Source organism: Caldibacillus debilis DSM 16016, assembly GCF_000383875.1.
GTDB lineage: Bacteria > Bacillota > Bacilli > Bacillales > Caldibacillaceae > Caldibacillus > Caldibacillus debilis.
Window position 1 is genome coordinate 106,827 of sequence record NZ_KB912916.1, and the last position, 23,463, is coordinate 130,289.

Sequence of the window (23,463 nt, forward strand, 5' to 3'; positions counted from 1 at the left end):
GATCAGATAAGGGATAAAGCCATGAAAAGAACGGAAAAAAATCACACAGAAATAACCTGGACAACAGGCAATCTGTGTGATTCTCCGAATCTCCTCACGAGTATTAACTTACCTTTAGAATAACAAGGGATGAAAGCGGTGTCAATGAGAAAGTGAAACTTTTTTGAACGATTTCAGCGGGCTTTTTCAAAATAATCCCACAGTTCCCGCTTGGAGGTCGTTACGGCATCAGCCCCCGACTCAATGGCCCGTTTCACTTCCTCAGGAGTTCGGATCAGACCGCCTGCCAATATTTTAATATTCGTTTTTTCCTTCACTTCCTTGATCATCCACGGCATCGTCCCGGGCAGGACCTCAATGTAATCGGGCCGCGTCTTTTCGATGAGCCGGTAGCTTTGGCCCAGGGCGTGGGAATCGATTAAAAACATCCTTTGGATGGAAAGGACGCCCCGCTGTTTCGCCTTCAGGATCACGTTCGCTTTCGTCGAGATCAGCCCGAAAGGGTTGAATTCCTGGCAGATGTATTCCGTGCCGTAGTCGTCGTTTTTCAAGCCGTGGATCAGATCGACATGGAAGATCATTTTTTTGCCGTGTCTTTCAGCCATTTTGGAAATATGCTTTAATTGGGCGATGTGCACTTCCAACAGAATGCCGATCTCATAGTCGCTTTCGAGAAATTTTTCAAAGTCTTTCATCGTCGGCGAAGCAGGGATCAGGAATTGCTTCATGGAAACACCCCTTTGATGGCGGCGGGATCCGGATCTCAAAAAGGGCCCACTTCGGAGCCCGTGGCGAGGATCCGGAATCCCGCCGGATGTGCGGAAAGTCCCGGGAAGTGCAGAGGGAATCCCTTTAGCCGTTTTGCTCCTGCAAAAATTTTACCACAAAATCCAGCGCCTCTTTTTCATCGTCCCCGTCGGCGACCACCGTAATGAGGTCGCCTTCCCGGACGGCGGCGCTCATTAAATTGAAAATGCTTTTCGCTTCAATTTTCCGGTCGTTTTTCACGAGGAATACATCGCTATGATATCGGCTCAACAGTTTGACGAATTGGGCGGCCGGCCGGGCGTGGAGGCCGTCTTTCAGCTTTACTTGGATCTGTTTTTCGACCATTTTTTCAACTCCCGTTCGGTAGTTAATCGTTCATTTTTTTCAGATTTCTCGCCCGCTCAGAGGATTGGACGACTTCCTCCAGAGAGCTTCCCATCCCGGCTTCGACAACCGCGGCATAAGCGCCTTCGACGAGGGGGGCGTCGGCGATGCGTACGGCTTTGTCTTCGCCGAGCATTTCCAAAGCCAGCTCGGCATTGATGAGGGCGCTGCCCAAGTCGAACAGGATGACCACCCCTTTTTCCGAGTAAACCGATTCAATCGCTTCCTTGATGGCCAGGGCATTCGTGCCGATTTCCCCGTCCGCGCCCCCGGCGGCGGCCACTTTTACGTCCGGCTGCACCTGGTTCAGGATCTTCTTTAACCCTTCGGCGACTTCTTTGCTGTGGGAAATCAAGACGAGGCTTACGTATTCCATCAGGCGGATTCCCCTTCGCCGATCACTTCGGCCAAAGTAGAAAACAGGAGATAGGAGGATGCCGCCCCGGGATCGATATGGCCGATGGAACGTTTTCCCAGATAGGCGGCCCTCCCCTTTTTCGCCTCCAATTCTTTTGTTCCTTCCATCTTTTCTTTGGCGACGGACGCCAACTCTTCGCCGTTCAACGGTCCTTCCCCGGCCATATATGCGACGGCGGGCTCCCACACGTCGATCATGGTTTTATCGCCGGGCTGGGCTTTTCCACGCATTTTCAGTCCTTCCAAGGCATCCTTGAACCCTTTTGCCAAGGCTTCCCGATCGATTTCCTTTTGCCCCTTCCAGGCCATGGAAAGCTTCATGAAGGCGGTGCCGTACAGCGGGCCGGAAGCCCCGCCGACTTTGCCGATCAAGGTCATGGCGACATCTTTGCACAAGGCGCCGAGATCCTGGTAGGAATTGGCGGAAATCGCGTTGGCCGCCTCCTGGAATCCCCGGGCCAGATTGATGCCGTGGTCGCCGTCGCCGATCGCCTGATCAAGGTCGGTCAAATACTGTTTCTGTTCCTGGATTTTCCCGTTCAAGCGGTGGATCCACCGTGCTGCCTTTTCCACATCCAGTACCATGCGAACATCTCCTCAATCGTTGATTTCTAGCCGTTTTCCGGATCGTTTACCGTTTGAAAGCGATGGCGTCGCTTTCCGCGTCCAACAGTTCCGTCAGCTGTTCGTCCAATTTTAATAAGGTGACGGAGCAGCCGGCCATTTCCAAGGATGTCATGTAATTGCCGACAAAGGTGTCATGGACCTCGATGTTTTTCCCTTTTAAAATTTCCGCCACTTTCCGGTTGATGATATACAGTTCCATAAGCGGCGTGCCGCCGAGGCCGTTGATCATGACCGCCACTTTGTCCTTTTCGCCGAGCTGCAGATCATCCAAGATCTTGTCCGTCAATGTCTGGGCGATTTCGTCGGCCGGACGGATCTCCGTTTTTTCGATTCCCGGTTCGCCGTGGATGCCCATGCCGATCTCCATTTCCTTTTCGCCCAGTTCAAAACCCGGTTTGCCGGCTGCGGGTACGATGCAGGGCGTCAGGGCCATCCCCATCGAACGGACGTTTTCGATCACTTTCTTGGCGGCCGCTTCCACTTCCTCCAGGGAAGCTCCTCTTTCCGCCATGGCGCCGGCGATTTTATGGACGAAGACGGTGCCGGCGATTCCTCTCCGTCCGGTCGTGTAGGTGCTGTTTTCCACCGCGACGTCGTCATTCACGACGACCTTGGCCACCTTGATGCCTTCCGCTTCCGCCATTTCCGCGGCCATTTCGAAATTCATGATATCGCCGGTATAGTTTTTGATGATCAATAGCACCCCTTTTCCGCTGTCGACGGCCTTGATGGCTTCATAAACCTGATCGGGGGTGGGGGAAGTGAACACTTCGCCGCATACGGCGGCATCCAACATGCCTTTTCCCAAATAGCCGGCGTGGGACGGTTCATGGCCGCTTCCGCCGCCGCTTACCAGCCCCACTTTTCCCTGGACGGGGGCGTCCTTCCTGACCAGCACCGTCGTTCCCGGCAGGCGCCGAATCCGATTGGGGTAGGCGGCAACCATTCCTTCAATCATTTCTTCAACGACTCGATCGGGATTGTTGATCAATTTTTTCATGAGCCAACCTCCTCATTGCTATTTTTATGACGGATTGCTGCAAGAAATCAATCTTTTGAAAAGTCCGTTCCGGTCCCCGCGGATTTTCGGCCGCGCGGGCCTTCGGCTGAAAGATGAACTTCCCCTATGGACCCCAATCGACCTCCTTTCGTTCACGGTTTGTTAACCGCTTTCACCAAAACTTTATAATGCAAAAACTGTGCCAACAGGAAAAACACCGAAAAATGTATGCGCTTCCAACAGAATCGAAAAAAATTTGATAAATTTTATCAATCTCCTTGATATTTTTTACCAATCAGATGTTCCAGTTTGTATTTCCGGATTTTGCTGGCCGCGGTCTTATGGGTGATGCCCAAGGATTTGGCCAATTGATTGAAACTCGGATAAAACTGGCAGGCGTAGGCGAAAATTTGTTTTTCGTATTCGTGAAGCGGCTTATCCTTGCTGAGAACGATCGTCTCTTCCTGCCCCTTGGAAGAATCCGGCGCGTGGGGATTCGAGATGTAATGGGGCAGATCTTTGCACAGGAGATAGTCCCCGTCGGCCAAGTTGAAGAGGCGCTCCATGATGTTTTGCAGTTCCCGGATGTTCCCGGGCCAATGGTAATTGCACAGGGCTTCGATGAAACCTTTTTCATAGCCTTTGATATTTTTTCCCAGCCGCGCGTTCAATTCCACCCGGAAGGCTTCGACGAGGAGGGGAATGTCCTCCTTTCTCGCCCGCAAAGGGGGGAGATGGATCGGCACCACGTTCAGCCGGTAGTACAGATCCTCGCGGAAGGTCCCTTCCTCCACCATCTTCGCCAGATCCCGGTTGGTGGCGGCGATCACCCGCACATCGAGGTGGATCGTGGAAAATCCGCCGATGCGGACGATTTCCTTCTCTTGCAGGACGCGCAAAAGCTTCCCTTGCAATTCCAAATTTAAGTCGCCGATCTCATCGAGGAAGATCGTTCCCTTGTCGGCCAGTTCGAATTTTCCCCGATGGGTTTTGTACGCGCCCGTAAAGGCGCCCTTTTCGTAGCCGAAAAGTTCGCTTTCCATCAATTGGGGCGGGATCGCGGCGCAATTGACCCGGATGAAGGGATGGTTCTTCCGCGGGCTCGCTTCATGGATCGCCCGGGCGACGAGTTCCTTCCCCGTGCCGCTTTCGCCCGTGATGAGGACGGTGGAATGGGTTTTCGCCACTTTGTCGGCGATGGTCAGGGCGTCTTTCAAAGTTTCGCTGTTGCCGATGATTTTATGGAAGGCGGAGCTCAATCCCTTATGTTTCGATAATTCCTGTTCCAGGTATCTCGTCCGCTGTTCCATGATGTCGATTTTTTCCAGCAGCTGTTTCACGTCATCCAGCGGGGTCATCGTCGCCACCGTGCCGCGGATTTCCTTTTCCACGATGACCGGATTCACCTTTGTGATAAAGGACTGTCCCTTGTGTTTCGTGACCTTCATAAACGGATTCCGGCGACGGATGAGGTCTTCCCAGCCGGTTTTGCCGATGATTTCCCGGATGTTCCTTTTTCCTTCCCGCTTCTTGAGAAGCTTGTCCATGCCTTCGTTGCTGAAAATGAAATCCCCCTTTTCATCGGTCAGGCCGATCAGGTCGGTGACCGACTGCAAGACCAGGTTCAATTTTTCCTGCAGTTCCTTGACTTCATTCAGCTCCTTGCTGATCTTTTCGATGCTGGAGATATCCTGGAAGATGGCGACGGCGCCGATGATCTGATCGTTTAATAGGATCGGCGAGCGGGTGGTGATGACGGTGTAGTGGTTGATCTGCTGTTTTTCCGTGATTTCCGTCTTTCCCGTCTGCAGGATTTTATGCAAGCAGGAATGGGGGATGACTTCGTCGGCCCGGCGGTTCAAAATATCCTGGGGTTCTTTTTCCAGCAGTTCGGCCGCCGCTTTATTCACGTAGATGATAACGTTTTCTTTGTTGACGACGATAATGCCGTTCGGGATGGAAGAGACGGCTTCATGGAGGGTGACCGAGTTCTCCATCAAAAGGCGGTCCGTTTCCGTTTGCCGGGTATCCTCCGAAGCGGCTTGGTTAAAAAAGGCTTGGATTTGCTCGACGGTTTTTCGGTCGGTATTTTCATCCAAAACGAGGGTAAATTCGTCGCCCTGCTTTATTTTCAGGGCCACCAGCGACAGCAGGTTGTTCGCCTGGACTTTCTTGCCGTTATAAATCACATAGGTGCGCTGAAGTTTTTCCTTATCGGGAATGAGGCTTTGCAGAAAGGAGATGAACGCGGCTCCCATGCGGATATGGAGGCCGTTTTTTCTGTTGATTTTCAGACGGATTTCCATTGGAAAGGAACCTCCCCAATTTCCATTTTAAAGCATTTCATCGGGTTTTGGTTGATTTTTTTTCGTAAAAGGAAAGGGGAGAGGGGAAAAAAGGCAAAAAAAATCGGGATGACAGGATTTGAACCTGCGACCCCTAGCACCCCATGCTAGTGCTCTACCAAGCTGAGCTACATCCCGGTATTCGGACTTGTTTTATTGAATGCCCAAGCGGTCTCATGGGCTACAAAACATATTATAATGGATAGCCGTCCGGTTGACAACGGTAAGATGCGGAAAGAACCGATATCGAAAAATTGGCTTATTTTAAAAATTTATTGGAAATCGAAATTCCATGGACAAAGGATGCCGGCCGCCGCGTTCGTGAACATTTTCTTTGCGGCGGCTGCGGATGACGGATATTTTTCTTTTTTGCCGGTGAAATGTTTCCGCGATGAACGGAAAGATTGAAAGGATGAACCGGTTAGTGGAAATGCCGGAGGATTTTGATCCGGTCGGCATGTTTGTCCCTTCGCCGTGAAAACCGGCACAAATCCGGAACGTTTTTTCGAAAATACCGGACGACCCCATGAACCTTCAGCCTGAATGTTGAGCATGCTGAACCCATCCAAGCCGGAGGAAAAATGCCGGACATTCCTTCCAGAAAAAGGCAGATCCTCCCCTGCCGGACGAAGATCCGGCCGTGCCGGCCGATGAAAGGCAGGGTGGGGCAACCGCGGGGAATGAAACGGGCGTCCCGGCGTTTCCACGGGAGGAAAATGATGGTTTTTTAAAGAATTCGGCCCTTCCGGTGATCCTTTCCGAATCCCGCGGGAAAAGGGTGTCCGGGTGAGCGGACGGGCGATTCCGGGTCCCAGGTCCCGAAGAAATTTCCTTTATTCACGTTGAAAATAAGCCAACTTTATTGGCGGCGGATGGAAGCGATTGGTATACTATTAGTAAAAGGTTCGTTCGTCCTTTTTGCGCTGTTGAACGGAAACCGGCCCCTCGGCAAAATTTTTCCCGGTCAGGAAGCAGATGGTGCCTGGCAGAAGCTTATATGGAGGGATTCAAGTTGAAATACCGACATCCGGACGACGGATTGGCGTTGCATACCGATTATTATCAAATCAACATGGCCCAGGCTTATTGGGAAGACAATATCCACGAAAAAAAGGCGGTATTTGAAGTATTCTTCCGCAAACTTCCCTTCGGCAACGGCTACGCCGTTTTTGCCGGATTGGAGCGGGTCGTCCAATATTTGGAAAACTTCAGGTTTACGGAAAGCGATATTGAATATTTGCGGGAACTGGGGGAATTCAGCGAGGGATTTTTAAATTATTTAAAAGGCCTCCGCTTTACCGGGACGGTCCGGTCGATGCGGGAAGGGGAGATCGTTTTTGCGGGCGAACCGATCATGCGGATCGAAGCGCCCCTCATCCAAGCCCAGATCATCGAAACCGCCATATTGAACATCATCAATTATCAAACCTTGATCGCGACGAAGGCGTCCAGGATCAAGCAGGTCATCGGCGATGAACTGGCGATGGAATTCGGAACCCGGAGGGCCCAGGAGCTGGATGCGGCGATTTGGGGGACGCGGGCGGCCTATATCGGCGGCTTTGAAGCCACATCCAACGTCCGCGCGGGGAAACTGTTCGGCATTCCCGTGGCGGGCACCCACTCCCATTCCATGGTACAAGCGTATCGGGACGAATACGAAGCCTTCCGCAGCTACGCTTTGCGCAACAAAAACTGCGTTTTCCTTGTGGATACTTACGATACGCTGAAGTCCGGCATTCCGAACGCGATCCGGGTGGCCAAGGAATTTGGCGATAAAATCAATTTTGTCGGGATCCGGCTGGACAGCGGGGATTTGGCCTACCTGTCGAAGGAAGCCAGGAAAATGCTGGATGAAGCGGGATTCCATAAAACGAAAATTTATGCTTCCAGCGACTTGGATGAATATACGATTCTCCATTTGAAATCGCAAGGGGCGAAGATCGATGCTTGGGGTATCGGGACAAAATTGATCACCGCTTACGACCAGCCCGCCTTGGGCGCGGTATACAAAATGGCGGCCATCGAAGAGGACGGGAAATTCGTGGACACGATCAAGATTTCCAGCAATCCGGAGAAGGTCACCACCCCGGGATTGAAAAAGGTCTACCGCATCATCAGCAAAACGACGAAAAAAGCGGTCGGGGATTACATCGCCATGGAATGGGAGCGGCCGGAAAAGGAAAAAACCTTGAAACTGTTCCATCCGACCCACACGTATATTTGCAAGTACGTGAGCAATTTTGAAATTTACGATTTGCATCATGAGATCTTTAAAGACGGCAAGCTCGTTTATTCCCTTCCGCCCTTGAAGGAAATCCAAAATTTCGTGAAATCCAATTTGCAAATGTTCTGGGAAGAATACAAACGGTCCCTGAATCCGGAACATTATCCCGTCGATTTGAGCCAAGCCTGTTGGGATAACCGGATGAACAATATCAAAAAAATTAAACAGCAATTTTCCTGATCGGTCGGACGGAGCCATCTCCGCTGATGGCGGAAGGACCGTTCCTTCCGCCGGCGATCCGGCCATTAGGAATCCGAAAAGGAAAGGGAGGCGGCGTTAAGCCCCCTTTCTTTTTTGCCGGTTGGCGGATGACGGACCAAAATTTTCACGGGACCCCCCTTGAAAGGAGCCCCGAGCAAAATCCCTCTCCACCCTTTAAAAAAGAGCCGGTCAAGGTTGGTGTATTTTTGCTCCCGCCGCCATTCGGACAAGACGGCGTTGGGAAGATTCGGAAAAATAAACGGAAAAGGGGCGCCAAAGAGGGCCGGGCCTCCGGCCGGCGAATTTCACCGTTCCGCCTGCCCTGCCTTTTTGCGCATATATTCCTGCAGATCGTCCTGGACGCTCGTTTCCGCCATCGGCACACGGCTGCGGTAAGCCGCCCGGATGATCATGTGCGATGCCACGGGGGATGTCAAAAATACAAAAAAGATGCCCAAAATGAGCCGGATGGAGAAATAGCCTTCCGAAATGAGGAAATACAGGAGCGTGCCGGTCAACGTGCAGAGTACGCCCAATGTCGCACTCTTGGACGCCGCATGGGACCGGGTGTACACGTCCGGCAGGCGGGTGAGCCCGATGGCGCCGATGAGGCTCATCGAAACCCCGAACAAGATGAAGAGGGCGGCGATCACTTCAGCGCTTCCTCTCAATGACGACACCCCTTTCCACAAATCGGGCAAAGGCGATCGTCCCGATGAAAGAAAGGATGCCGACAAGCAGGATCAAATCCAAAAAGGCGTGGGTGTGCAGCAGCACGGATAGTATGGCGGACCCGGCGATGAGATTGATCCCGATGGCGTCCAGCGCCAGCACCCGGTCGGCGCCCGAAGGCCCTTTGACCGCCCGGTAAATATTCAGCAAAATCGCGATGGACAACAGACTTAGCGCCACGATCATCAGTACTTCAAACATTATAAACGCGTCACATCCTTTATCGCCTTTTCGAAAACTTTTTGCGAACGGAGCACCGCATCCCGCGATTCCGGGATATCCATGGCATGGATGTATAAGGCCCTGCTGTCCGGCGTGATTTCCATGACGACCGAACCCGGGGTCAGCGTGATCAGCATGGCCAAAAGGGTCACCTCGATATCGCTGTCCAAATCCGTCTCGAGGCGAAAAATCCCGGGTTTGACATTGATGTTTGGCCTTAGCACCTGCCGCATGACAAGAAAACTGGATGAGATGAGCTCGACGATGAAAATCGCGAGGAGTTTCACGGTCCTTGCGATCATGATGATGTAAAAGGGCTTTTTAAAAAACCGGCGGATGAAAAACAGGATGAAGATCCCGACCAAATAGCCGCCGAAAAAGGAAAGAAAGCTCCAAGAATCGTGCAAGAACATCCACAGGGCGGCAATCAGCAGATTGATCAATACCTGGCCCGGCATCAAGATCCCCCCTTTTTCTTATTCCTTCCTTATGGCTCGCCTCCCATCAGGGGACAGGATTTCCGGCAAACACCGCATCGATATACAAATCGGGATTCAAAAGGCCCTTGGCCGCCATTTCCGCATAGGGGAAAAACCATTCCGCCCCGGCCCCGAGGATGACCGTAAAGGCGGCGAAGGCGACGATCGGCAGCATGAGCCCCTTCGTCGTCCCTTTTTCTTCTTCTTTGCTCAGGACGGTTTCCCCCCAGAAGGCGTTCATAAAAATTTTCAGGACGGAATACAGGATCATCATGCTGGCGAACAGTCCGATTCCCCCGAGCCAATAGCTGCCGGATTCGAATGTTCCGGCGGTGATGTACACTTTGCCGAGGAAGCCGCTCAAAGGCGGGATGCCGGCAAGGGCCATTGCTGCCGTGAAAAAGATCCAGCCCAAAACGGGGTGGGTGCGGATCAGGCCGCTCATGTTTTTCAGATCGGACGTCCCCGTCAAATGAATCATGGTTCCTCCGATCAGAAAGACGAGGGCTTTGCTGATCATGTCATGGATGAGGTAATAGACGGAACCGGCAAGGCCTTCGAGGGAGAAAGCGGCCAGACCGGCCAGGATGAAGCCTGCGCCGATAATGACGTTGTAGGTCAATATTTTCTTGATGTCCCAATATCCGCTGGCGCCCAAGCCGCCCAACAGCATCGTCAGGGCGGCGAGGATGCCGATGGCCATATGGGTGATTTGCGGATGATGGACGAAGACGAGGGTAAAGATCCGGATGATGGCGTAAATGCCCACCTTCGTCAACAGGGCCGCAAAAAGAGCGGCGGCCGCTGCGGGCGGCGCGCTGTATGCGCCGGGCAGCCAGTAGAAGAGAAACAGACCGGCCTTAATGGCCAAAACCATGAGGAGCAACAGGGCGGCGGCCGTGAGAAGACCGTCCTGCCCCGCTTCCTCCACCCGCAAAGAAAGATGGGCGAGGTTCAAAGTCCCCGCCATCGAATAAAGATAGCCGATGGCGACAAGGAAGAAAGACGAGGAAATGACGTTGATGATGACGTATGTCATCGCTTCCCGGAGCTGGATCTTCGTTCCGCCGAGGGAAACCAGCACGTACGAAGCGATCAGCAGAAGTTCAAAAAATACGTATAAATTGAACAGATCGCCGGTCAAAAACGAACCGTTCACGCCTGTGATGAGAAACAGGACCAGCGGATAAAAATAATTGCTTTCCCTTTCCCTGCCGATGGTGCGGAAGGCGAACAAAAGGCAGCCGATGGCGACTATGCTCGCCGTAAGCACGAGCAAGACGCTGAACATATCGGCGACGAGGCTGATCCCGTACGGCGCCTGCCAGCCCCCGAGCTGCAGCGTCTGGATGCCCTCGGTTTCGATCCGGCGGATCAGCGCCGCTGCGGACGCGCCCGTCAGGATGAGGGCGATGACGCTGAGGGCGCGCTGAAGGAGGATATGCTGTTTGAACAAGATGAGCATCATCCCGGCAAATAACGGGATCAAGATCGGCATGATCAACAGATTATTCATCATCATTACCCCTCAAGTCATCCAAAGAATCGGTTCCGTATTTTTGGTACGTGCGGTAGCTGAGCACAAGCAGGAAAGCCGTCACCGCAAAGTTGATCACGATGGCCGTCAAAATCAGGGCCTGGGGCAAGGCATCCGCAAAGGCTGCCCCGTTTTCCGAAAGGAGCGGGGGCCGGCCTTTTTTTAGCCCGCCGGTCGCCAAAATGAGGAGGTTGACGGCGTGTCCCAACAGGGAAATCCCCAAAATCACCCGGAGCATCTGCCGGGTCAAAATCAGGTAAGTGCCGACGGCAAACAAAATTCCGACAAGTACCGCAATCAACGTTTCCATGATTTCTGATCCTCGCTAATGCTTAAAATGATATTGACGGCGGTGCCGATGACCGCCAGCGCGACGCCCGTATCGAACAGCACGGCCGATGCCAGCTCCGTTTCGCCGAAAATCGGAAGATCGACTTTTCCGAAGGTTTGCGTCAAAAACGGTTCGCCGGAAAGCATGGCGGCAGCCCCCGTCAGGATCGAGAGGATGATGCCGAAGGCGGCGACTTTTTTGAAATCGACCGGCAAGTTTTTCCGGATCGATTCGATATCGAAAGCCAGGTATAACAGGACGATCCCGCTGGAGAAGGTCAGCCCGCCGATGAAACCGCCGCCGGGATGGTGATGCCCCGACATGAACAAATAGATGGCGAAGGTGAAAATGATGATGACGGCGATTTTAGCGGCCATATGCAAGATCACGTCATTCGGTTTCATCCGCATCCCTCCCTTTCATGCCGAGCCGGACGAGGGTATAGACCCCGAGGCCGGCCGCCGTCAGCACGGAGATTTCCAGCAAGGTATCAAAACCGCGGAAATCGACGATAATGGCATTGACGATATTTTTAGCCCCGGCCAATTCATAGGAATTTTCGAAGAAGGCCGTGATCGGTTTGAACAGCTTGTGATCGAACGCCGCCAGCGTAAACAGCGTCACGACGAGGCCGACCCCGGCGGCGGTAAGGAAGTTGGTTAGCTTGAATTTCGGTTTTTCCATACGTTTTTCCAGCTGGGGCAAATGGTAAAAGCAGAGCAAAAACAGCACGGTCGTGACCGTCTCGACCACCATTTGGGTGAGCGCCAAATCCGGCGCCCGGAAAATGACGAACAAAATGACGACCATATAGCCCGCCACGCTCAAGGCGACGATGGCCGTAATGCGGTTATTCGTCATGGCGGCGGTCAGGGCGGCCAAAATGATGGAAACCACAACCACCGCATCAAACAGGCCGATCGGGGCGTCGTTGGCCAAATCCGCGCCCAAACCGCCCGAGGCCAGCAAAAAGCCGCCGACTCCCAGGATGAAAAAGAGGAAAATGTACATCAGATAATGCCGCGCCGAACCGGTCATATAGCGATCCGTCAACGTCCGGGAAAGGGATTCATATTGTTCCAGCATCCAGACATAGATGGCGTTCAATGTGAATTTTTGGGGATAATGGCGGTAAAGGGGCGACCATTTCTCCAACGTCCGATACAGCAAAACGCCAGCCAAAACCACTCCCGCGGTCATGAGCAAAGGCGGAGAGAACCCGTGCCAGGCGGAAATTTCCCCGAATCTTCCGACAGATGCGGGAACGGCGGCCAATGACGCTGGCCGGAGGATCCATTCGGCCGGCACGTCGGGGAAGAAGAAGACAAGTACCGTGACAGCAGCCAGCAAAAGCGCCGGGATCAGCATCCCTGGCGGCGCTTCGTGGATTTTGCGTTTGAATGTTTCCGGGCGGTATTTTCCGGCAAACGTTTTAAAGACAAAAATCATACAATACACAAACGTGAACACGCTGGCCGCCAAAGCGAACGCGGGGAAGACCGCGCCGAAGGCGTCCAGCCCGAAATCGGCGACGGCGCTTGTTTTCAGCGTCCCTTCAAAGAACATTTCCTTGCTCAAAAATCCGCCGAACGGCGGCAGCCCCGCCATGGAGAAGGCGCCGATGAGCGCGACGGTGAAGGTGACAGGCATCACGTTCATGAGCCCGCCGAGCCTGCGAATATCGCGCGTGCCGGTTTCATGGTCGATGATGCCGACGGTCATGAACAGGCTTCCCTTAAAGACCGAGTGGTTGAACAAATGGAAGATGCCGGCGAACATGGCCACGGCAAACGCCGAGGCGAGGGCTTCATTTTCGTACAGCCAGGCGAGGGATCCGATGCCCAAAAGGCTCATGATGAGCCCCAACTGGCTTACCGTCGAATAGGCCAACAAGGCTTTCAGATCCGCCTGTTTCACCGCGGTGATGGAACCGTACAGGAGGGTGACGATCCCTGCTCCGGATACGAGCCAAAACCAAAGGGCCGTTCCTCCAAAGACGGGCGTCAGCCGGGCAACCAAATAGAGGCCGGCTTTGACCATCGTGGCCGAATGAAGATAGGCGCTGATCGGCGTCGGCGCTTCCATCGCATCGGGGAGCCAGATACTGAAGGGGAACTGGGCCGATTTGGCAAAGGCGCCGACAAGGATGAGCACCATTGCCGGAACGAACAGCGGATCGCCGCGGAGCTCACCGGCCTGGGCGATGATTTCCCGGATGCTGGCCGTCCCCGAAATCATCCCCAGGATGATGAAGCCGGCCAGCATGCTAAAGCCTCCGGAAACCGTGATCAATAAGGCTTTCAGCGCGCCGGCGCGGGAAGTCTTCCGCTCATACCAGAAGGCGATCAGCAAAAACGAAGCGATGCTCGTCAATTCCCAAAACACATACAAGACGAGAAGATGGTCGGAAAAAACGACCCCGAGCATGGCCCCCATGAACAGCAGCAAATAGATATAGAAGTTGTGCAGGGCATCGCGGGTTTTGGACATATAATAAACGGAATACAGAATGACCAATGCACCCATGCCGGTAATCAACAGGCCGAACAGCAGGCTCAGCCCGTCCACCGTTGCCGTAAGGTTCATCCCCAGGGAAGGGATCCACGGCACGGTGAAGACCGGAACGCTTCCGGAGCGGACCTCCGGGAGAAACCGGAAAAGATGGACGAACAGGATGACCGGCGCCGCCAGGACAAACCAGCCGATATGGACGCGCGGGTTGAAAAGTTTATATAATATTGGTACAAGAAGGATGAACAAAAAGGGTATCCCCAGCAAAAACAGGAAAAAATGCAACAGCGACCCCTCCCGATGAATTTGAATCACGTTCCGGGGTATCCCGGGTTCGCATCATTCTGAAATTTTCTGAAAGCCAAACGGCGGCAGACCCGGCATGGAAAGACGCCGTGACCGCGCCGGAGAAGGTGAAGGGCTGCGCGCCCATGAGCCTTCCGGGCCTGCGGTTTTGGCGGGTACCGGTTTCACGGCCGACCATGCCGATTTCTTTTTTCCCATTTACCCTTGCCCCCTTGTCCGGCGGGGCGCACGGAAAGCCGTCCTTCCGGAAGATCCGGCCATCCGGTTTTGGCCGGCAAAGCAGGGGAATGTATGCAGAATGTGAACCATAGAAATACTTTATGTAAAATCTGTTGACTGTATGTAAAGCATGGGCTATAGTCATACATAGTTCGAAGAAGGGTATCATTTCGCTTGAAAATCGTCTTGGGGTGAAAATTTTCATGAATGAGAAAATCAGCCGGATGGATGAATGCATACTGGTATGTGTTTCTTATGGTCCGAACGGCGAACGACTGATTCGCCGCGGCTGCAAAATCGCCGATATGCTCAATTGCCCGCTGTACATTTTGACGGTGGATGCGAAACCGTTCGATGAAATGGACGCGGAAAAAACCTACTATATTGAAAAGTGGAAAAAACTTGCGGATTCATTGCATTCCGCCGAGTTCATCCTGAGGGATAACGAGAAAAGACCGGTGGCAAAAGTGATCGCGGAAGTGGCGCGCGAAAAGCATGTCACCCAGATCATCATCGGGCAGACGGCTCAAAGCCGCTGGGAACAAATCACGAAAGGTTCGCTAATCAACGCCCTTTTAAAAGAAATCCCCTTTGTCGATCTCCATATCATTTCCGTCGGGCGGTATATCAAGGATGAAGAAGGGCAATACGATAAAGGGGTCCGCGCCTACCTCATCAAAGAAGGAGGGCAATACCGCCTGACCTTCAACCACACGAAAGATGTCGCCTATGAAGGCATTTTTTTCAAGGAACACGGCACGGATTTCGACAATGGGATTTTCAAGTTCATGAAGGACAAGGAAACGATCCATGTATATGTGAACGACGGGATTGTCGCCGACCTGCAGGAAGCGAAAATGAATGAGCCGATATACATCAAAGATTCCCGCGAATGACCTCTTCCGTCGGGGATTGCATCATCCCGTCGTAAATTGACATGGAATTTGCGGCAAGTATGAGGGTCAGTAGAGATGTTGTCCGCATCATGCCCTCATAAATTGACATCCAACTTGACGGGTTTTTTGTCGTTTTTATCAATGCCGATATACCGCAGCGTTTCACTCGGCGAATGGTGATTGAACAAGGCCATCAGGATCGAAATGGCGACCCCTTTACGATAGGCGTGGTAACCGAAGGTTTTCCGCAGCGTATGGGTCCCGATCCGTCCGCTGATTCCGGCTTTCCTCGCCGCATGGTTGATGATGCGGTAGGCCTGCTGCCGGGTGATCGGCCGATTGTTTTTCCGTGATTTGAACAAGTAATCGGCGGGCTTTAAACGGCATTTGCTCAAGTATTCTTCCAGCACTTCCCGTACGCGGTCGTTCAAATAGACCGCTTTGGGGGTGCCGTTTTTTTTATCTTTCAGGTAGAGAAATTCGCGGGCCTTTTCCCCGTCCCAGACATCCCCGACGGACAGCGACAGAAGATCGCTGATGGGGATGCCCGTGTTGATTCCGAAGGTAAAAAGCAACAAGTCCCTGAGGGATGACTCCCGCAAAATTTTTTTGATCTGATTGATTTTTTCGACATCCTTGATTGGGTCGACGTATTCCATGGAGGATGCCTCCAAACTAATGTTACACAATCATATGTTATCATATATTATGTAACATTGCAAACGCCAAGGTCCGGACCGTCGCGGGGACCGGATGGAAGCACGGCGGCGGAAGAGAAAAAGAGGCCCTCTTTTTTCTCGTTGATTCATTTTCTCGTACCGTCTAAAATAGGATGAAGTAGGACAATTCCGACGGAAAGGATTTTTTTATGGAGAATTGGATCACTCAGGTCATGGAGCAGTACGGGTACCTCGGAGTTTTCCTCTTGATCTGCCTTGAAAATCTTTTTCCGCCCATCCCCTCGGAAGTGATACTGACCTTCGGCGGATTTATGACGGCCGTATCGCAATTATCCTTTTTCGGAGTCCTCATCTCCGCCACCTTGGGCTCCCTCGCGGGCGCCGTCCTGTTATACGGCATCGGTTTGCTTTTGGAAGTGAACCGGCTGGAAAATTTTGTGGACCGCTACGAAAAAATTCTCCGCATTTCCAAGACGGATTTGCGCAGGGCGGGCCGCTGGTTCGAAAAATACGGCTATTGGACCGTATTCTTTTGCCGGATGGTGCCGGTATTGCGAAGCGTGATCTCGATACCCGCCGGAATGACGAAGATGCATTTCGGGCTGTTTTTGCTTTTTACAACGGTCGGCACGCTCATCTGGAACGCCCTGTTGGTCGGATTGGGCGCAAAGCTGGGCGAAAATTGGGAACGGATCGTCCATTATATGGATATTTACTCCAACTTCGTTTATGCGGTCATCATCATCGCCGCCGTCCTTTTCCTTATTTATCTTTTCCGCAGGAAAAGGCGGTGAGAGGCGGCCGGTTCATAGGAATAGCGATGCCTTCCTCTTCGTTTTTCCGGCCGAACGCAGATTTCGGGCATCACATCCAAAAAATGCAGCAATCATGCGGGATAAAGGGGTAATGACATGGATTTTTGGACATTGTTGAAAGCGGTCATTCTCGGGCTGGTTGAAGGGGTGACGGAGTTCGCCCCCATTTCGTCGACGGGGCATATGATCATCGTCGATGATATGTGGTTAAAATCGGAAAAATTTTTAACCCCCTATGTGGCCAATACGTTCAAAGTGGTGATCCAGCTCGGATCCATTCTGGCGGTCGTCATCCTGTTCAAAGACCGCTTCCTTGAATTATTGTCGTTGAAAAGGGACAGCTACCGGATCGGGGAATTCCCGAGTCGGCGCTTAAAACTTTCCCACGTCCTCGTCGGGCTGCTTCCCGCGGGGGTATTGGGCGTATTGTTCGAAGACATCATCGATCAATATCTGTTTAAAACGGAATATGTTTTGATCAGTTTGGTCGCCGGCGCTTTCCTCATGATGGCGGCGGATTGGCGCAGCAAAAGGAACCCGGGCCGCCAATCCGTCGACGAGATCTCCTATAGGCAGGCCTTTATCATCGGCCTGTTCCAATGCCTTTCCTTATGGCCGGGCTTTTCCCGGTCGGGAGCGACGATTTCCGGCGGGGTTTTCCTCGGGCTGAGCCACCGGGCCGCGGCGGATTTTGCCTTTATTATGGCCGTTCCCATCATGGCCGGGGCCAGTTTCCTTTCCCTCTTAAAAAACTGGCAGTATTTCCGTCCGGAGGTCTGGCCCTTTTTTGCGGCGGGTTTCATCAGCGCCTTTGTTTTCGCTTTTCTTTCCATACGGTTCTTTTTGCGCTTGATCGATAAAATCAAATTGTTCCCCTTCGCCATTTACCGGATCCTTTTGGCGGCCCTCATCCTTTGTTTTCTTTGGCTGAACCGGTAATCTGAAGGTCCGACCCCCTTCGTCCGGACCGTTCTTCCATCTTGAGGAATCTCTGAAAACTGGCCGTCCGGGTTCGGGAAAGGACCGCCCGGCCGCGCATCCAAGCGGCGAAGGGGCGGAAACGGGGGTGATTCCGTGAAAAAGTTCCGTCTCCCCATCGTTTTGGCAGCCGGATTGCTGCTTGCTTCCGCTGCCGCGATTTTCGCCTTGCCCAAGTGGGATTCCCGTAATGAAAGGATGGAAGAAAAGGTGGAGGAAGAAAAACGCCCGTTTGTGAAAAAACTGAATATCCGCCGTCCGGACGGGATGCCGAATCCGTTTTTGCCTTTTCAAAAGGATTTTAAACCGGAACATCTGGAAAGTGCGGTTCAAACCGCCGAAGAAAACGGGCGGATCAGGCTGGATATTTCCGTTCAAAACATTTCGCTGGCTCCTGTCCGCTTGCAATTTCCCACGAGCCAGCGGTACGATTTCCTCATTTTCGGCGAAAAGGGGGAACCCCTCTACCGTTGGTCGGAAGGAAAGGCGTTCCTGCAAGTGATCAACGAGGTGGAATTGGAAGCGGGCGGCCGTTTATCCTTTACCGCTTATTGGGACGGGAAAAGGAAAAATGGAAAGAAGGCGGAGAAGGGAAAATATTTGGTGAAAGTCATCATCACCGCCAAGGCGAAAACGTCCGAAGGGAAGACGGTGGACAGCCGGGAGTTGTCGGCAACGGGCCGATTTTCCCTGCCTTGAACGGCCCCATGGATCCCGGGCCGGTGCCGGTTAGGCCGTGTCCGGGGGAAGCGCGCAAAGAAGGAAGCCTTCGGGTGAAAGAAGGACTGTGGCAAAGGACTTCGTTTATCATGGAATATAGCGATGGAGATGGATACATCCGACGATACCGCGCGGCAAGGACTTCGTGCATCATGGAGGCCTGTAAAGGATGAGACTTCCGGTGCGGGAAAAATCGGGAAGACTTGAGCGGCGGGAAAGACCGGCCTCCCTTGCGGAAAATTTTAAGACGGGCTTCTATGCCCGTCTTTTCTCTGAAAAGCCGGTTTTTCGTTTCTGCCCATGTGCCCCGGTTTGCTTGCCGGTGGCGGCTGCATGGCCCAACGGGATGATCCCGGCGGACGCCGGCTTATCCGATGCGCGGATGCCGCGCGCGTCGGCGGATCTTCCGCCTTCAAACTTTAATCATAAAATGCATCCGTCCCCTTCCCTTTGACGGACGGTCAATCTTCCCGGCAACGCCGCGGGGGCCGGCCGGTTTGATCCGGACTCCTGTCGGCGATCATGCCGGATCTTTTTATTTTAAAGAAAAAAACGTTCCAGTTATAATGGAGGAAAAAGGGGAAAATGACAGCCCCTCTTTTCTTATGCCTTTTCCCGGCGGGAAGGGGCCGGGCATCTCGCATAAAATGGAAGAAGGCATCAAAAATCCATAAAAACGGGAAGTGTAAGGAGAATCGCCATGAAATTGTTGGGCATATCAGGTTCCTTGATCGGGGAAAAATTGCCGGGCATGATGCGGGAAGTATTGAACCATGTGCAAAAAAACGATCCCGGCATTTCGATAGAGCTGATGGATTTAAGGGATTATGCGGTGGAATTCGTCGACGGCAGGCCGTTTTCCCAATATAACCGGGATACGCGGACGGCGGTCGGCAAAATCAAAGAAGCGGACCTTTTCATCATCGGGTCCCCGGTGTATCAAGCGTCGATCTCCGGCGCCTTGAAAAATTTGTTCGACCATCTGCCGCCCAATGTTTTTGAGGGAAAAATCGTCGGGCTGGTCATGACCGGGGGGACGGAAAAGCATTATTTGGTCCTGGAGCATCATTTGCGTCCGATTGTCACCTTCTTGAAAGGAACGGTGCCGCCGAAGACTCTGTTCTTTCATCAGGATGACGACATTTATGAAGACAGGATCCAAAGGCGGATCGAGGAATTTGTCAAAGAACTTTTGCATTTTCAGGCGAAATGGGGCCCGGGGAAGAATTAAAGCGAAAATCCGCGAAAAAACAGCCCATTCTCCATTTCCCCCGCTTGAAAAAATTTTTATAATTTCTTCCTAATCATTAAAGAAACGGAAAAATATATCGAAATAAATAAAGAGGGGGGGCTGTCTAACCGATGAAACCGATGAAATGGATCAGAAATTTATCCGCGAATTTGAAATTAACGGCGAGAATCCGGCTGATTTTGCTGTCGACGATCGTGCTGTTTCTCATATCTTCCGCCGGCATCTGCTATCAATTTTTCAACATTCGCGAGCATGTAAAGGAAATACAAAAACAGGAAGAATTAAATTATTATGTGACAAATTTAATATCAATTATTAACAATAAAGATCTGCTTATCATGGATTACGTTTTTTCCAAAAAACTTGCCAACCAGGAACAGATTGAGGGTTTTAGCAAGGAATTTCAAGAAACGGTTAACAAAATCAAACCGATGCTGACGGAAGAAAAACAGAAAAACATATTGAATCTGGCGTTGGAAAATTACGACAAATATGAGCAAAGTTTCAAAAAAGATATCGTACCGCTGATGGAATCCGGAAAGGATGACACGGCAAAATTAGTTTTGCAGATCCAAATCAGCAATTACCGCTACCAGATCATTTCATCCCTCAATGAATTGACGAGGCTGACCCGATCCGGAAGCCAATCCGCCTACGATTATACATACTCCGCCTTTCAGAGGGGTTTGACCATCTTGGGCGGCTCGGTCGTTCTCTCCACGGTGATCGGCTTCCTGCTGTTATGGGCGCTGAACAGGTATTTGAACCGGAACATGAATAAGGTGATGTTTACCGCTTCCGAAATCGCCGACGGCAATTTGCGGATTTCCGATCTTGACCGGGTCGGGAAAGATGAGCTCGGCCAGCTGGGCGTCGCCATGAACCGGATGAAGAAAAGCCTCAGTGACATCATTGCCCAGATCTCCGACGTATCCGACCGGCTGGTGAAGCAGAGCAATGATCTGGTCAAATCCACAAATGATTTGCACTCCGGCAGCCAGCAAATCGCGGCGACGATGGAGGAATTGTCCAGCGGGTCGGAAGAGCAGGCCAACGCCGCCAACCATCTGTACGAAAAAATGCAGCAGTTTTTAGGGACGATCGCCGAGGTCGTCTATAAATCGGAAGATACGAAAAAGGTATCCGAAAAGATGCTGGCGATGACCAACGAAGGACGCCAGAACATGGACGATTCCATCTTGAAGATGGCGGAGATCAACGAAAAAATCAACCAGTCGCTGGAAATGCTCCGGGGACTGGACAGCAAGATCAAAAACATCAACAAACTGGTGATCGTCATCAAAGATATTGCCGATCAAACCAATTTGTTGGCGCTGAACGCCTCGATTGAAGCCGCCCGGGCCGGGGAACACGGAAAGGGCTTTGTCGTGGTCGCCGCCGAGGTGAGAAAACTGGCGGAGCAGGTCACCTCATCGGTTACGGACATCAATTCCATCTTGTCGGACATCCAGAAGGAATCCGGAAAGGTGCTTTCTTCGCTGGAAGAAGGTTACGGTTTGGTGAGCCAGGGTAGCGACCAGATGATGACCACCGGCCGTACGATCGTCCAGCTGATCGAAACCATCAACGACGTCGGCAAGCAAATCGAAAATATGGCTGACGCCCTCTACAATTTGATCGACAATTCGCAGACGATCGGAACATCCATTGAGAACATCGCCTCCGTCTCCCAGGAATCGGCGGCGGGTATCGAGCAGACGTCGGCAACGGTCCAGCAGGCGTCCATGACGATGGATAAAATCTCCGCCAGCGCCGAGGCTTTGGATGAGGAAGCCAGACGGCTGAAACAGCTCGTGGAAAAATTCCAAATCTGACGTTTCTTATCCGTCGGAAATTAGGAGAAAAAGGGTACTTGCAAAATATCAAACATCACGGCTGACCGGCCGTGTTTTTTTTTTGCCGATCGCCCCGGCTGAAGAAGGGGGCAGAGGGACCTGAAAGCTGCCGCCTCCCGCCCCTCCTTTTGCCGAAGGGAAGAAAGGAGCGAATCCTTCGTTCGTCCGTGGCCGGCCCGCATATCTTTGATGCCGTCCGAAGCCGAAGAAAGGAGCAAAACCTTCGTCCGGCGATCCCGGGCCCAGTCCGGCAGGGGCGGACAACAATGCCGGCGGAGGGGCCGGCGATTGAGTCAAGCGTATGTGGGCATTTTTTTAACCCCGTTCCGGGAATGTAAACGGATACAATCGTTCAGGGTTCCCTCCTTGGTCAATATTCCGCGTTTTTAAAAAGTGTACATCGGCAATTTTTTAACCCAGCGCCGATGTCCGGCCGGTCGACTCCCCGCGATTTATCATTTCCAGGGACATCCGGGAGTAAGCGGATGTCCGGGGAACCGACATTTCCGGCTGGTTATGGACCGGAAGGTTTATTGTTCAGATTGCATGGTTTCGACCAACATGGAAGTTTTATTGTTCTACATATAGAGAAGGAATTTTCAATATTCATGGATTCCCGGACCGGAATGTCCAACATTTTCCTATTCTTCATCTTCGGATCGTCCAACATCCGAACCACAATGTCCGACATTTTTTGCCAAATGTTCAAGGATAGATACTTTTTGTCCAACATCTGGAGGAAATCGTTCAACATTCCGTTCGCCTTTCCAGGCGGACTGTCCAACATTTTAACCGGATCGTCCAACATCTTTAAAAAATCGTCCAACACCGCATGGGACTGTCCAACATTTTCAAAAAAATGTCCATCATTTGAAATTTTTTGTCCAACATGGAAAAAAATTTGTCCAACATCACAGAAAAAATGTCCATCATACGGGAAAAAACGTCGATCATCGGGCAAAAAATGTCCATCATCCTTTCCCGTGTCCGACATCCGCTGCCGTTTGTCCAACATCAATGCCCCTAACGGTTTACAAAAAATAGAAAAGGGTACAGTGAATATAATGATGCGGAGAAATCCGTTTTCTTTTCATGATGGTTGAAAAAATTCCCGCCATTTCCTTCCAATTAATCTTTTTCGATCGATTGGATATCCGGGTATTCTTGATACTCCATGGCTTTTGCTCCTTCAGTTGTCTCATTTATTCTGCCAAATCAGCCCCTTTTTCATTAATTCTTCTTTCCCCGCCGCGCTTATGCCGGGTTCCCCCTTCAATGGATAAGCGTCTCCGATCGCTCACCTACTTGAAAAGGATAAATTTTGCCCATAAATATTTTACTCATACGGGGTCGGCGCGGGCGGTGCCGGCATGGCGGATGGGATGCCGGGGAGGAGCGGCCGCAATGACGGGAGGGGGCGGTCTTCCGTAAGCGAAGGGAAAGGGAACGGTTGGGAAAATGAGGAGGATTGACATGGCGCAGCAAGGTTTCCGCGAAGGGGCGGACCGGGTCCCGCCTTCCGCTGGAATGCCGGTTCGGGGGACAAAGGAAACCGTGACGGAAACGGGTTTTTCCCACAGCCATTTCCCGTAAAAAATTCTTAAATTGCAATAATAAATGCAACAACTCACAGTAATCCAAAATATGGTTATGATCAAGCGATGTTTCGTAACTCTTCATGAAACGCATCGTTTGGTGAACGATATTCCAGGATCTTCCTGGGGAGGGTGTTACACCANTTCTCTACATANATAATGAGCGATGGATCGATATCCTCAATGGACTTGCCTTTTGGAATCAATCGACGAATGAGTCCGTTGTGGCGTTCATTGGTTCCTCGTTCACATGATGTGTAAGGATGTGTGTAATACACCTCGGATTCGATAGCCTGGCTGAGTTCACT

Annotated in this window: 22 protein-coding genes, 1 tRNA gene and 1 pseudogene; 7 read left to right on the forward strand and 17 right to left on the reverse strand. The window is 52.0% G+C overall.

Annotated features, from left to right (window positions below; all coding sequences use genetic code 11):
• Positions 1-173: 173 nt before the first annotated feature.
• The 7 genes from A3EQ_RS0118645 to A3EQ_RS0118675 form a co-directional block, all read right to left on the reverse strand.
• Positions 174-728: a glycerol-3-phosphate responsive antiterminator gene (locus A3EQ_RS0118645; protein ID WP_020156658.1), complete on the reverse strand. Its 555-nt coding sequence runs from the start codon at positions 726-728 to the stop codon at positions 174-176.
• Positions 729-852: 124 nt separating this feature from the next.
• Positions 853-1,113 (reverse strand): HPr family phosphocarrier protein, encoded by a 261-nt coding sequence (locus A3EQ_RS0118650; protein ID WP_020156659.1) that lies wholly within the window; start codon positions 1,111-1,113, stop codon positions 853-855.
• Positions 1,114-1,135: 22 nt separating this feature from the next.
• Positions 1,136-1,528, reverse strand: coding sequence for a dihydroxyacetone kinase phosphoryl donor subunit DhaM (gene dhaM, locus A3EQ_RS0118655; RefSeq protein ID WP_020156660.1), 393 nt, complete (start codon positions 1,526-1,528; stop codon positions 1,136-1,138).
• Positions 1,528-2,154, reverse strand: coding sequence for a dihydroxyacetone kinase subunit DhaL (gene dhaL, locus A3EQ_RS0118660; protein WP_020156661.1), 627 nt, complete (start codon positions 2,152-2,154; stop codon positions 1,528-1,530). The genes dhaM and dhaL overlap by 1 nt, the downstream gene beginning before the upstream one ends.
• A 46-nt stretch (positions 2,155-2,200) precedes the next feature.
• Positions 2,201-3,196, reverse strand: a complete 996-nt coding sequence (gene dhaK, locus A3EQ_RS0118665) for a dihydroxyacetone kinase subunit DhaK (RefSeq protein WP_020156662.1) — start codon at positions 3,194-3,196, stop codon at positions 2,201-2,203.
• Between the two features lie 269 nt (positions 3,197-3,465).
• The gene (locus A3EQ_RS21455) at positions 3,466-5,502 is read right to left on the reverse strand and encodes a sigma 54-interacting transcriptional regulator (RefSeq protein WP_020156663.1); all 2,037 of its coding nucleotides are present in this window, start codon (positions 5,500-5,502) and stop codon (positions 3,466-3,468) included.
• A gap of 103 nt (positions 5,503-5,605) precedes the next feature.
• A tRNA-Pro gene (locus tag A3EQ_RS0118675) sits at positions 5,606-5,679 on the reverse strand.
• Between the two features lie 859 nt (positions 5,680-6,538).
• Here A3EQ_RS0118675 and A3EQ_RS0118700 point away from each other — a divergent pair.
• Positions 6,539-8,005, forward strand: a complete 1,467-nt coding sequence (locus A3EQ_RS0118700) for a nicotinate phosphoribosyltransferase (protein ID WP_040369656.1) — start codon at positions 6,539-6,541, stop codon at positions 8,003-8,005.
• A 326-nt stretch (positions 8,006-8,331) separates the two neighbouring features.
• Here the strand turns inward: A3EQ_RS0118700 and mnhG are convergent, their stop codons facing one another.
• From mnhG to A3EQ_RS0118740, 7 genes are read right to left on the reverse strand one after another with little or no spacing between them, the layout of a single operon-like run.
• Complete coding sequence (mnhG, locus tag A3EQ_RS0118710) at positions 8,332-8,697, reverse strand: monovalent cation/H(+) antiporter subunit G (RefSeq protein ID WP_040369658.1); 366 nt, start codon at positions 8,695-8,697, stop codon at positions 8,332-8,334.
• Positions 8,681-8,959, reverse strand: coding sequence for a Na(+)/H(+) antiporter subunit F1 (locus A3EQ_RS0118715; RefSeq protein ID WP_020156670.1), 279 nt, complete (start codon positions 8,957-8,959; stop codon positions 8,681-8,683). The genes mnhG and A3EQ_RS0118715 overlap by 17 nt, the downstream gene beginning before the upstream one ends.
• Positions 8,959-9,438: a Na+/H+ antiporter subunit E gene (locus tag A3EQ_RS0118720; protein WP_020156671.1), complete on the reverse strand. Its 480-nt coding sequence runs from the start codon at positions 9,436-9,438 to the stop codon at positions 8,959-8,961. The genes A3EQ_RS0118715 and A3EQ_RS0118720 overlap by 1 nt, the downstream gene beginning before the upstream one ends.
• Positions 9,439-9,484: 46 nt before the next feature.
• On the reverse strand, positions 9,485-10,975 hold the full coding sequence (locus tag A3EQ_RS0118725; protein ID WP_020156672.1) for a Na+/H+ antiporter subunit D: 1,491 nt from the start codon (positions 10,973-10,975) through the stop codon (positions 9,485-9,487).
• Positions 10,968-11,306, reverse strand: a complete 339-nt coding sequence (locus tag A3EQ_RS0118730; protein WP_020156673.1) for a Na(+)/H(+) antiporter subunit C — start codon at positions 11,304-11,306, stop codon at positions 10,968-10,970. Before A3EQ_RS0118730 ends, A3EQ_RS0118725 begins: the two co-directional genes overlap by 8 nt.
• The gene (locus A3EQ_RS0118735; RefSeq protein WP_020156674.1) at positions 11,294-11,731 is read right to left on the reverse strand and encodes a Na(+)/H(+) antiporter subunit B; all 438 of its coding nucleotides are present in this window, start codon (positions 11,729-11,731) and stop codon (positions 11,294-11,296) included. The genes A3EQ_RS0118730 and A3EQ_RS0118735 overlap by 13 nt, the downstream gene beginning before the upstream one ends.
• Positions 11,718-14,123, reverse strand: a complete 2,406-nt coding sequence (locus A3EQ_RS0118740; RefSeq protein ID WP_020156675.1) for a Na+/H+ antiporter subunit A — start codon at positions 14,121-14,123, stop codon at positions 11,718-11,720. The genes A3EQ_RS0118735 and A3EQ_RS0118740 overlap by 14 nt, the downstream gene beginning before the upstream one ends.
• Positions 14,124-14,566: 443 nt before the next feature.
• On the opposite strand from A3EQ_RS0118740, the gene A3EQ_RS0118750 reads away from it, so the two are divergent.
• Positions 14,567-15,259, forward strand: coding sequence for a universal stress protein (locus A3EQ_RS0118750; RefSeq protein ID WP_040369672.1), 693 nt, complete (start codon positions 14,567-14,569; stop codon positions 15,257-15,259).
• A 95-nt stretch (positions 15,260-15,354) separates the two neighbouring features.
• Here the strand turns inward: A3EQ_RS0118750 and A3EQ_RS0118755 are convergent, their stop codons facing one another.
• A complete protein-coding gene (locus tag A3EQ_RS0118755) occupies positions 15,355-15,918 on the reverse strand; it encodes a site-specific integrase (protein WP_020156678.1) in 564 nt (187 codons plus the stop codon).
• Between the two features lie 209 nt (positions 15,919-16,127).
• On the opposite strand from A3EQ_RS0118755, the gene A3EQ_RS0118760 reads away from it, so the two are divergent.
• The 5 genes from A3EQ_RS0118760 to A3EQ_RS0118790 all read left to right on the forward strand — a co-directional run bounded on the left by A3EQ_RS0118760 (position 16,128) and on the right by A3EQ_RS0118790 (position 21,539).
• Positions 16,128-16,733: a DedA family protein gene (locus tag A3EQ_RS0118760; protein WP_020156679.1), complete on the forward strand. Its 606-nt coding sequence runs from the start codon at positions 16,128-16,130 to the stop codon at positions 16,731-16,733.
• A 117-nt stretch (positions 16,734-16,850) separates the two neighbouring features.
• Positions 16,851-17,693 carry an undecaprenyl-diphosphate phosphatase gene (locus A3EQ_RS0118765; protein WP_020156680.1) on the forward strand — a complete coding sequence of 281 codons (843 nt, stop codon included), beginning with the start codon at positions 16,851-16,853 and terminating at the stop codon, positions 17,691-17,693.
• Positions 17,694-17,828: 135 nt separating this feature from the next.
• Positions 17,829-18,431 carry a BsuPI-related putative proteinase inhibitor gene (locus A3EQ_RS0118770; protein ID WP_020156681.1) on the forward strand — a complete coding sequence of 201 codons (603 nt, stop codon included), beginning with the start codon at positions 17,829-17,831 and terminating at the stop codon, positions 18,429-18,431.
• Positions 18,432-19,152: 721 nt separating this feature from the next.
• Positions 19,153-19,683 (forward strand): NADPH-dependent FMN reductase, encoded by a 531-nt coding sequence (locus A3EQ_RS0118785; RefSeq protein WP_020156684.1) that lies wholly within the window; start codon positions 19,153-19,155, stop codon positions 19,681-19,683.
• Positions 19,684-19,814: 131 nt separating this feature from the next.
• Positions 19,815-21,539 (forward strand): methyl-accepting chemotaxis protein, encoded by a 1,725-nt coding sequence (locus A3EQ_RS0118790; RefSeq protein ID WP_020156685.1) that lies wholly within the window; start codon positions 19,815-19,817, stop codon positions 21,537-21,539.
• A 535-nt stretch (positions 21,540-22,074) separates the two neighbouring features.
• On the opposite strand, the gene A3EQ_RS23045 is transcribed toward A3EQ_RS0118790, so the two are convergent.
• The gene (locus tag A3EQ_RS23045; protein WP_154652922.1) at positions 22,075-22,572 is read right to left on the reverse strand and encodes a hypothetical protein; all 498 of its coding nucleotides are present in this window, start codon (positions 22,570-22,572) and stop codon (positions 22,075-22,077) included.
• A 642-nt stretch (positions 22,573-23,214) separates the two neighbouring features.
• Positions 23,215-23,463 (reverse strand): annotated as a pseudogene (locus A3EQ_RS23050) (IS30 family transposase); the annotation flags it as partial.

What these genes read in the sequence shown, in the direction of transcription:
- A3EQ_RS0118645 (WP_020156658.1), bottom strand. Translation starts at nt 728, where the DNA reads ATGAAGCAATTCCTGATCCCTGCTTCGCCGACGATGAAAGACTTTGAA.
- A3EQ_RS0118650 (WP_020156659.1), bottom strand. Translation starts at nt 1,113, where the DNA reads ATGGTCGAAAAACAGATCCAAGTAAAGCTGAAAGACGGCCTCCACGCC.
- dhaM (WP_020156660.1), bottom strand. Translation starts at nt 1,528, where the DNA reads ATGGAATACGTAAGCCTCGTCTTGATTTCCCACAGCAAAGAAGTCGCC.
- dhaL (WP_020156661.1), bottom strand. Translation starts at nt 2,154, where the DNA reads ATGGTACTGGATGTGGAAAAGGCAGCACGGTGGATCCACCGCTTGAAC.
- dhaK (WP_020156662.1), bottom strand. Translation starts at nt 3,196, where the DNA reads ATGAAAAAATTGATCAACAATCCCGATCGAGTCGTTGAAGAAATGATT.
- A3EQ_RS21455 (WP_020156663.1), bottom strand. Translation starts at nt 5,502, where the DNA reads ATGGAAATCCGTCTGAAAATCAACAGAAAAAACGGCCTCCATATCCGC.
- A3EQ_RS0118700 (WP_040369656.1), top strand. Translation starts at nt 6,539, where the DNA reads ATGGAGGGATTCAAGTTGAAATACCGACATCCGGACGACGGATTGGCG.
- A3EQ_RS0118715 (WP_020156670.1), bottom strand. Translation starts at nt 8,959, where the DNA reads ATGTTTGAAGTACTGATGATCGTGGCGCTAAGTCTGTTGTCCATCGCG.
- A3EQ_RS0118720 (WP_020156671.1), bottom strand. Translation starts at nt 9,438, where the DNA reads ATGCCGGGCCAGGTATTGATCAATCTGCTGATTGCCGCCCTGTGGATG.
- A3EQ_RS0118725 (WP_020156672.1), bottom strand. Translation starts at nt 10,975, where the DNA reads ATGAATAATCTGTTGATCATGCCGATCTTGATCCCGTTATTTGCCGGG.
- A3EQ_RS0118730 (WP_020156673.1), bottom strand. Translation starts at nt 11,306, where the DNA reads ATGGAAACGTTGATTGCGGTACTTGTCGGAATTTTGTTTGCCGTCGGC.
- A3EQ_RS0118735 (WP_020156674.1), bottom strand. Translation starts at nt 11,731, where the DNA reads ATGAAACCGAATGACGTGATCTTGCATATGGCCGCTAAAATCGCCGTC.
- A3EQ_RS0118750 (WP_040369672.1), top strand. Translation starts at nt 14,567, where the DNA reads ATGAATGAGAAAATCAGCCGGATGGATGAATGCATACTGGTATGTGTT.
- A3EQ_RS0118755 (WP_020156678.1), bottom strand. Translation starts at nt 15,918, where the DNA reads ATGGAATACGTCGACCCAATCAAGGATGTCGAAAAAATCAATCAGATC.
- A3EQ_RS0118760 (WP_020156679.1), top strand. Translation starts at nt 16,128, where the DNA reads ATGGAGAATTGGATCACTCAGGTCATGGAGCAGTACGGGTACCTCGGA.
- A3EQ_RS0118765 (WP_020156680.1), top strand. Translation starts at nt 16,851, where the DNA reads ATGGATTTTTGGACATTGTTGAAAGCGGTCATTCTCGGGCTGGTTGAA.
- A3EQ_RS0118785 (WP_020156684.1), top strand. Translation starts at nt 19,153, where the DNA reads ATGAAATTGTTGGGCATATCAGGTTCCTTGATCGGGGAAAAATTGCCG.
- A3EQ_RS0118790 (WP_020156685.1), top strand. Translation starts at nt 19,815, where the DNA reads ATGAAACCGATGAAATGGATCAGAAATTTATCCGCGAATTTGAAATTA.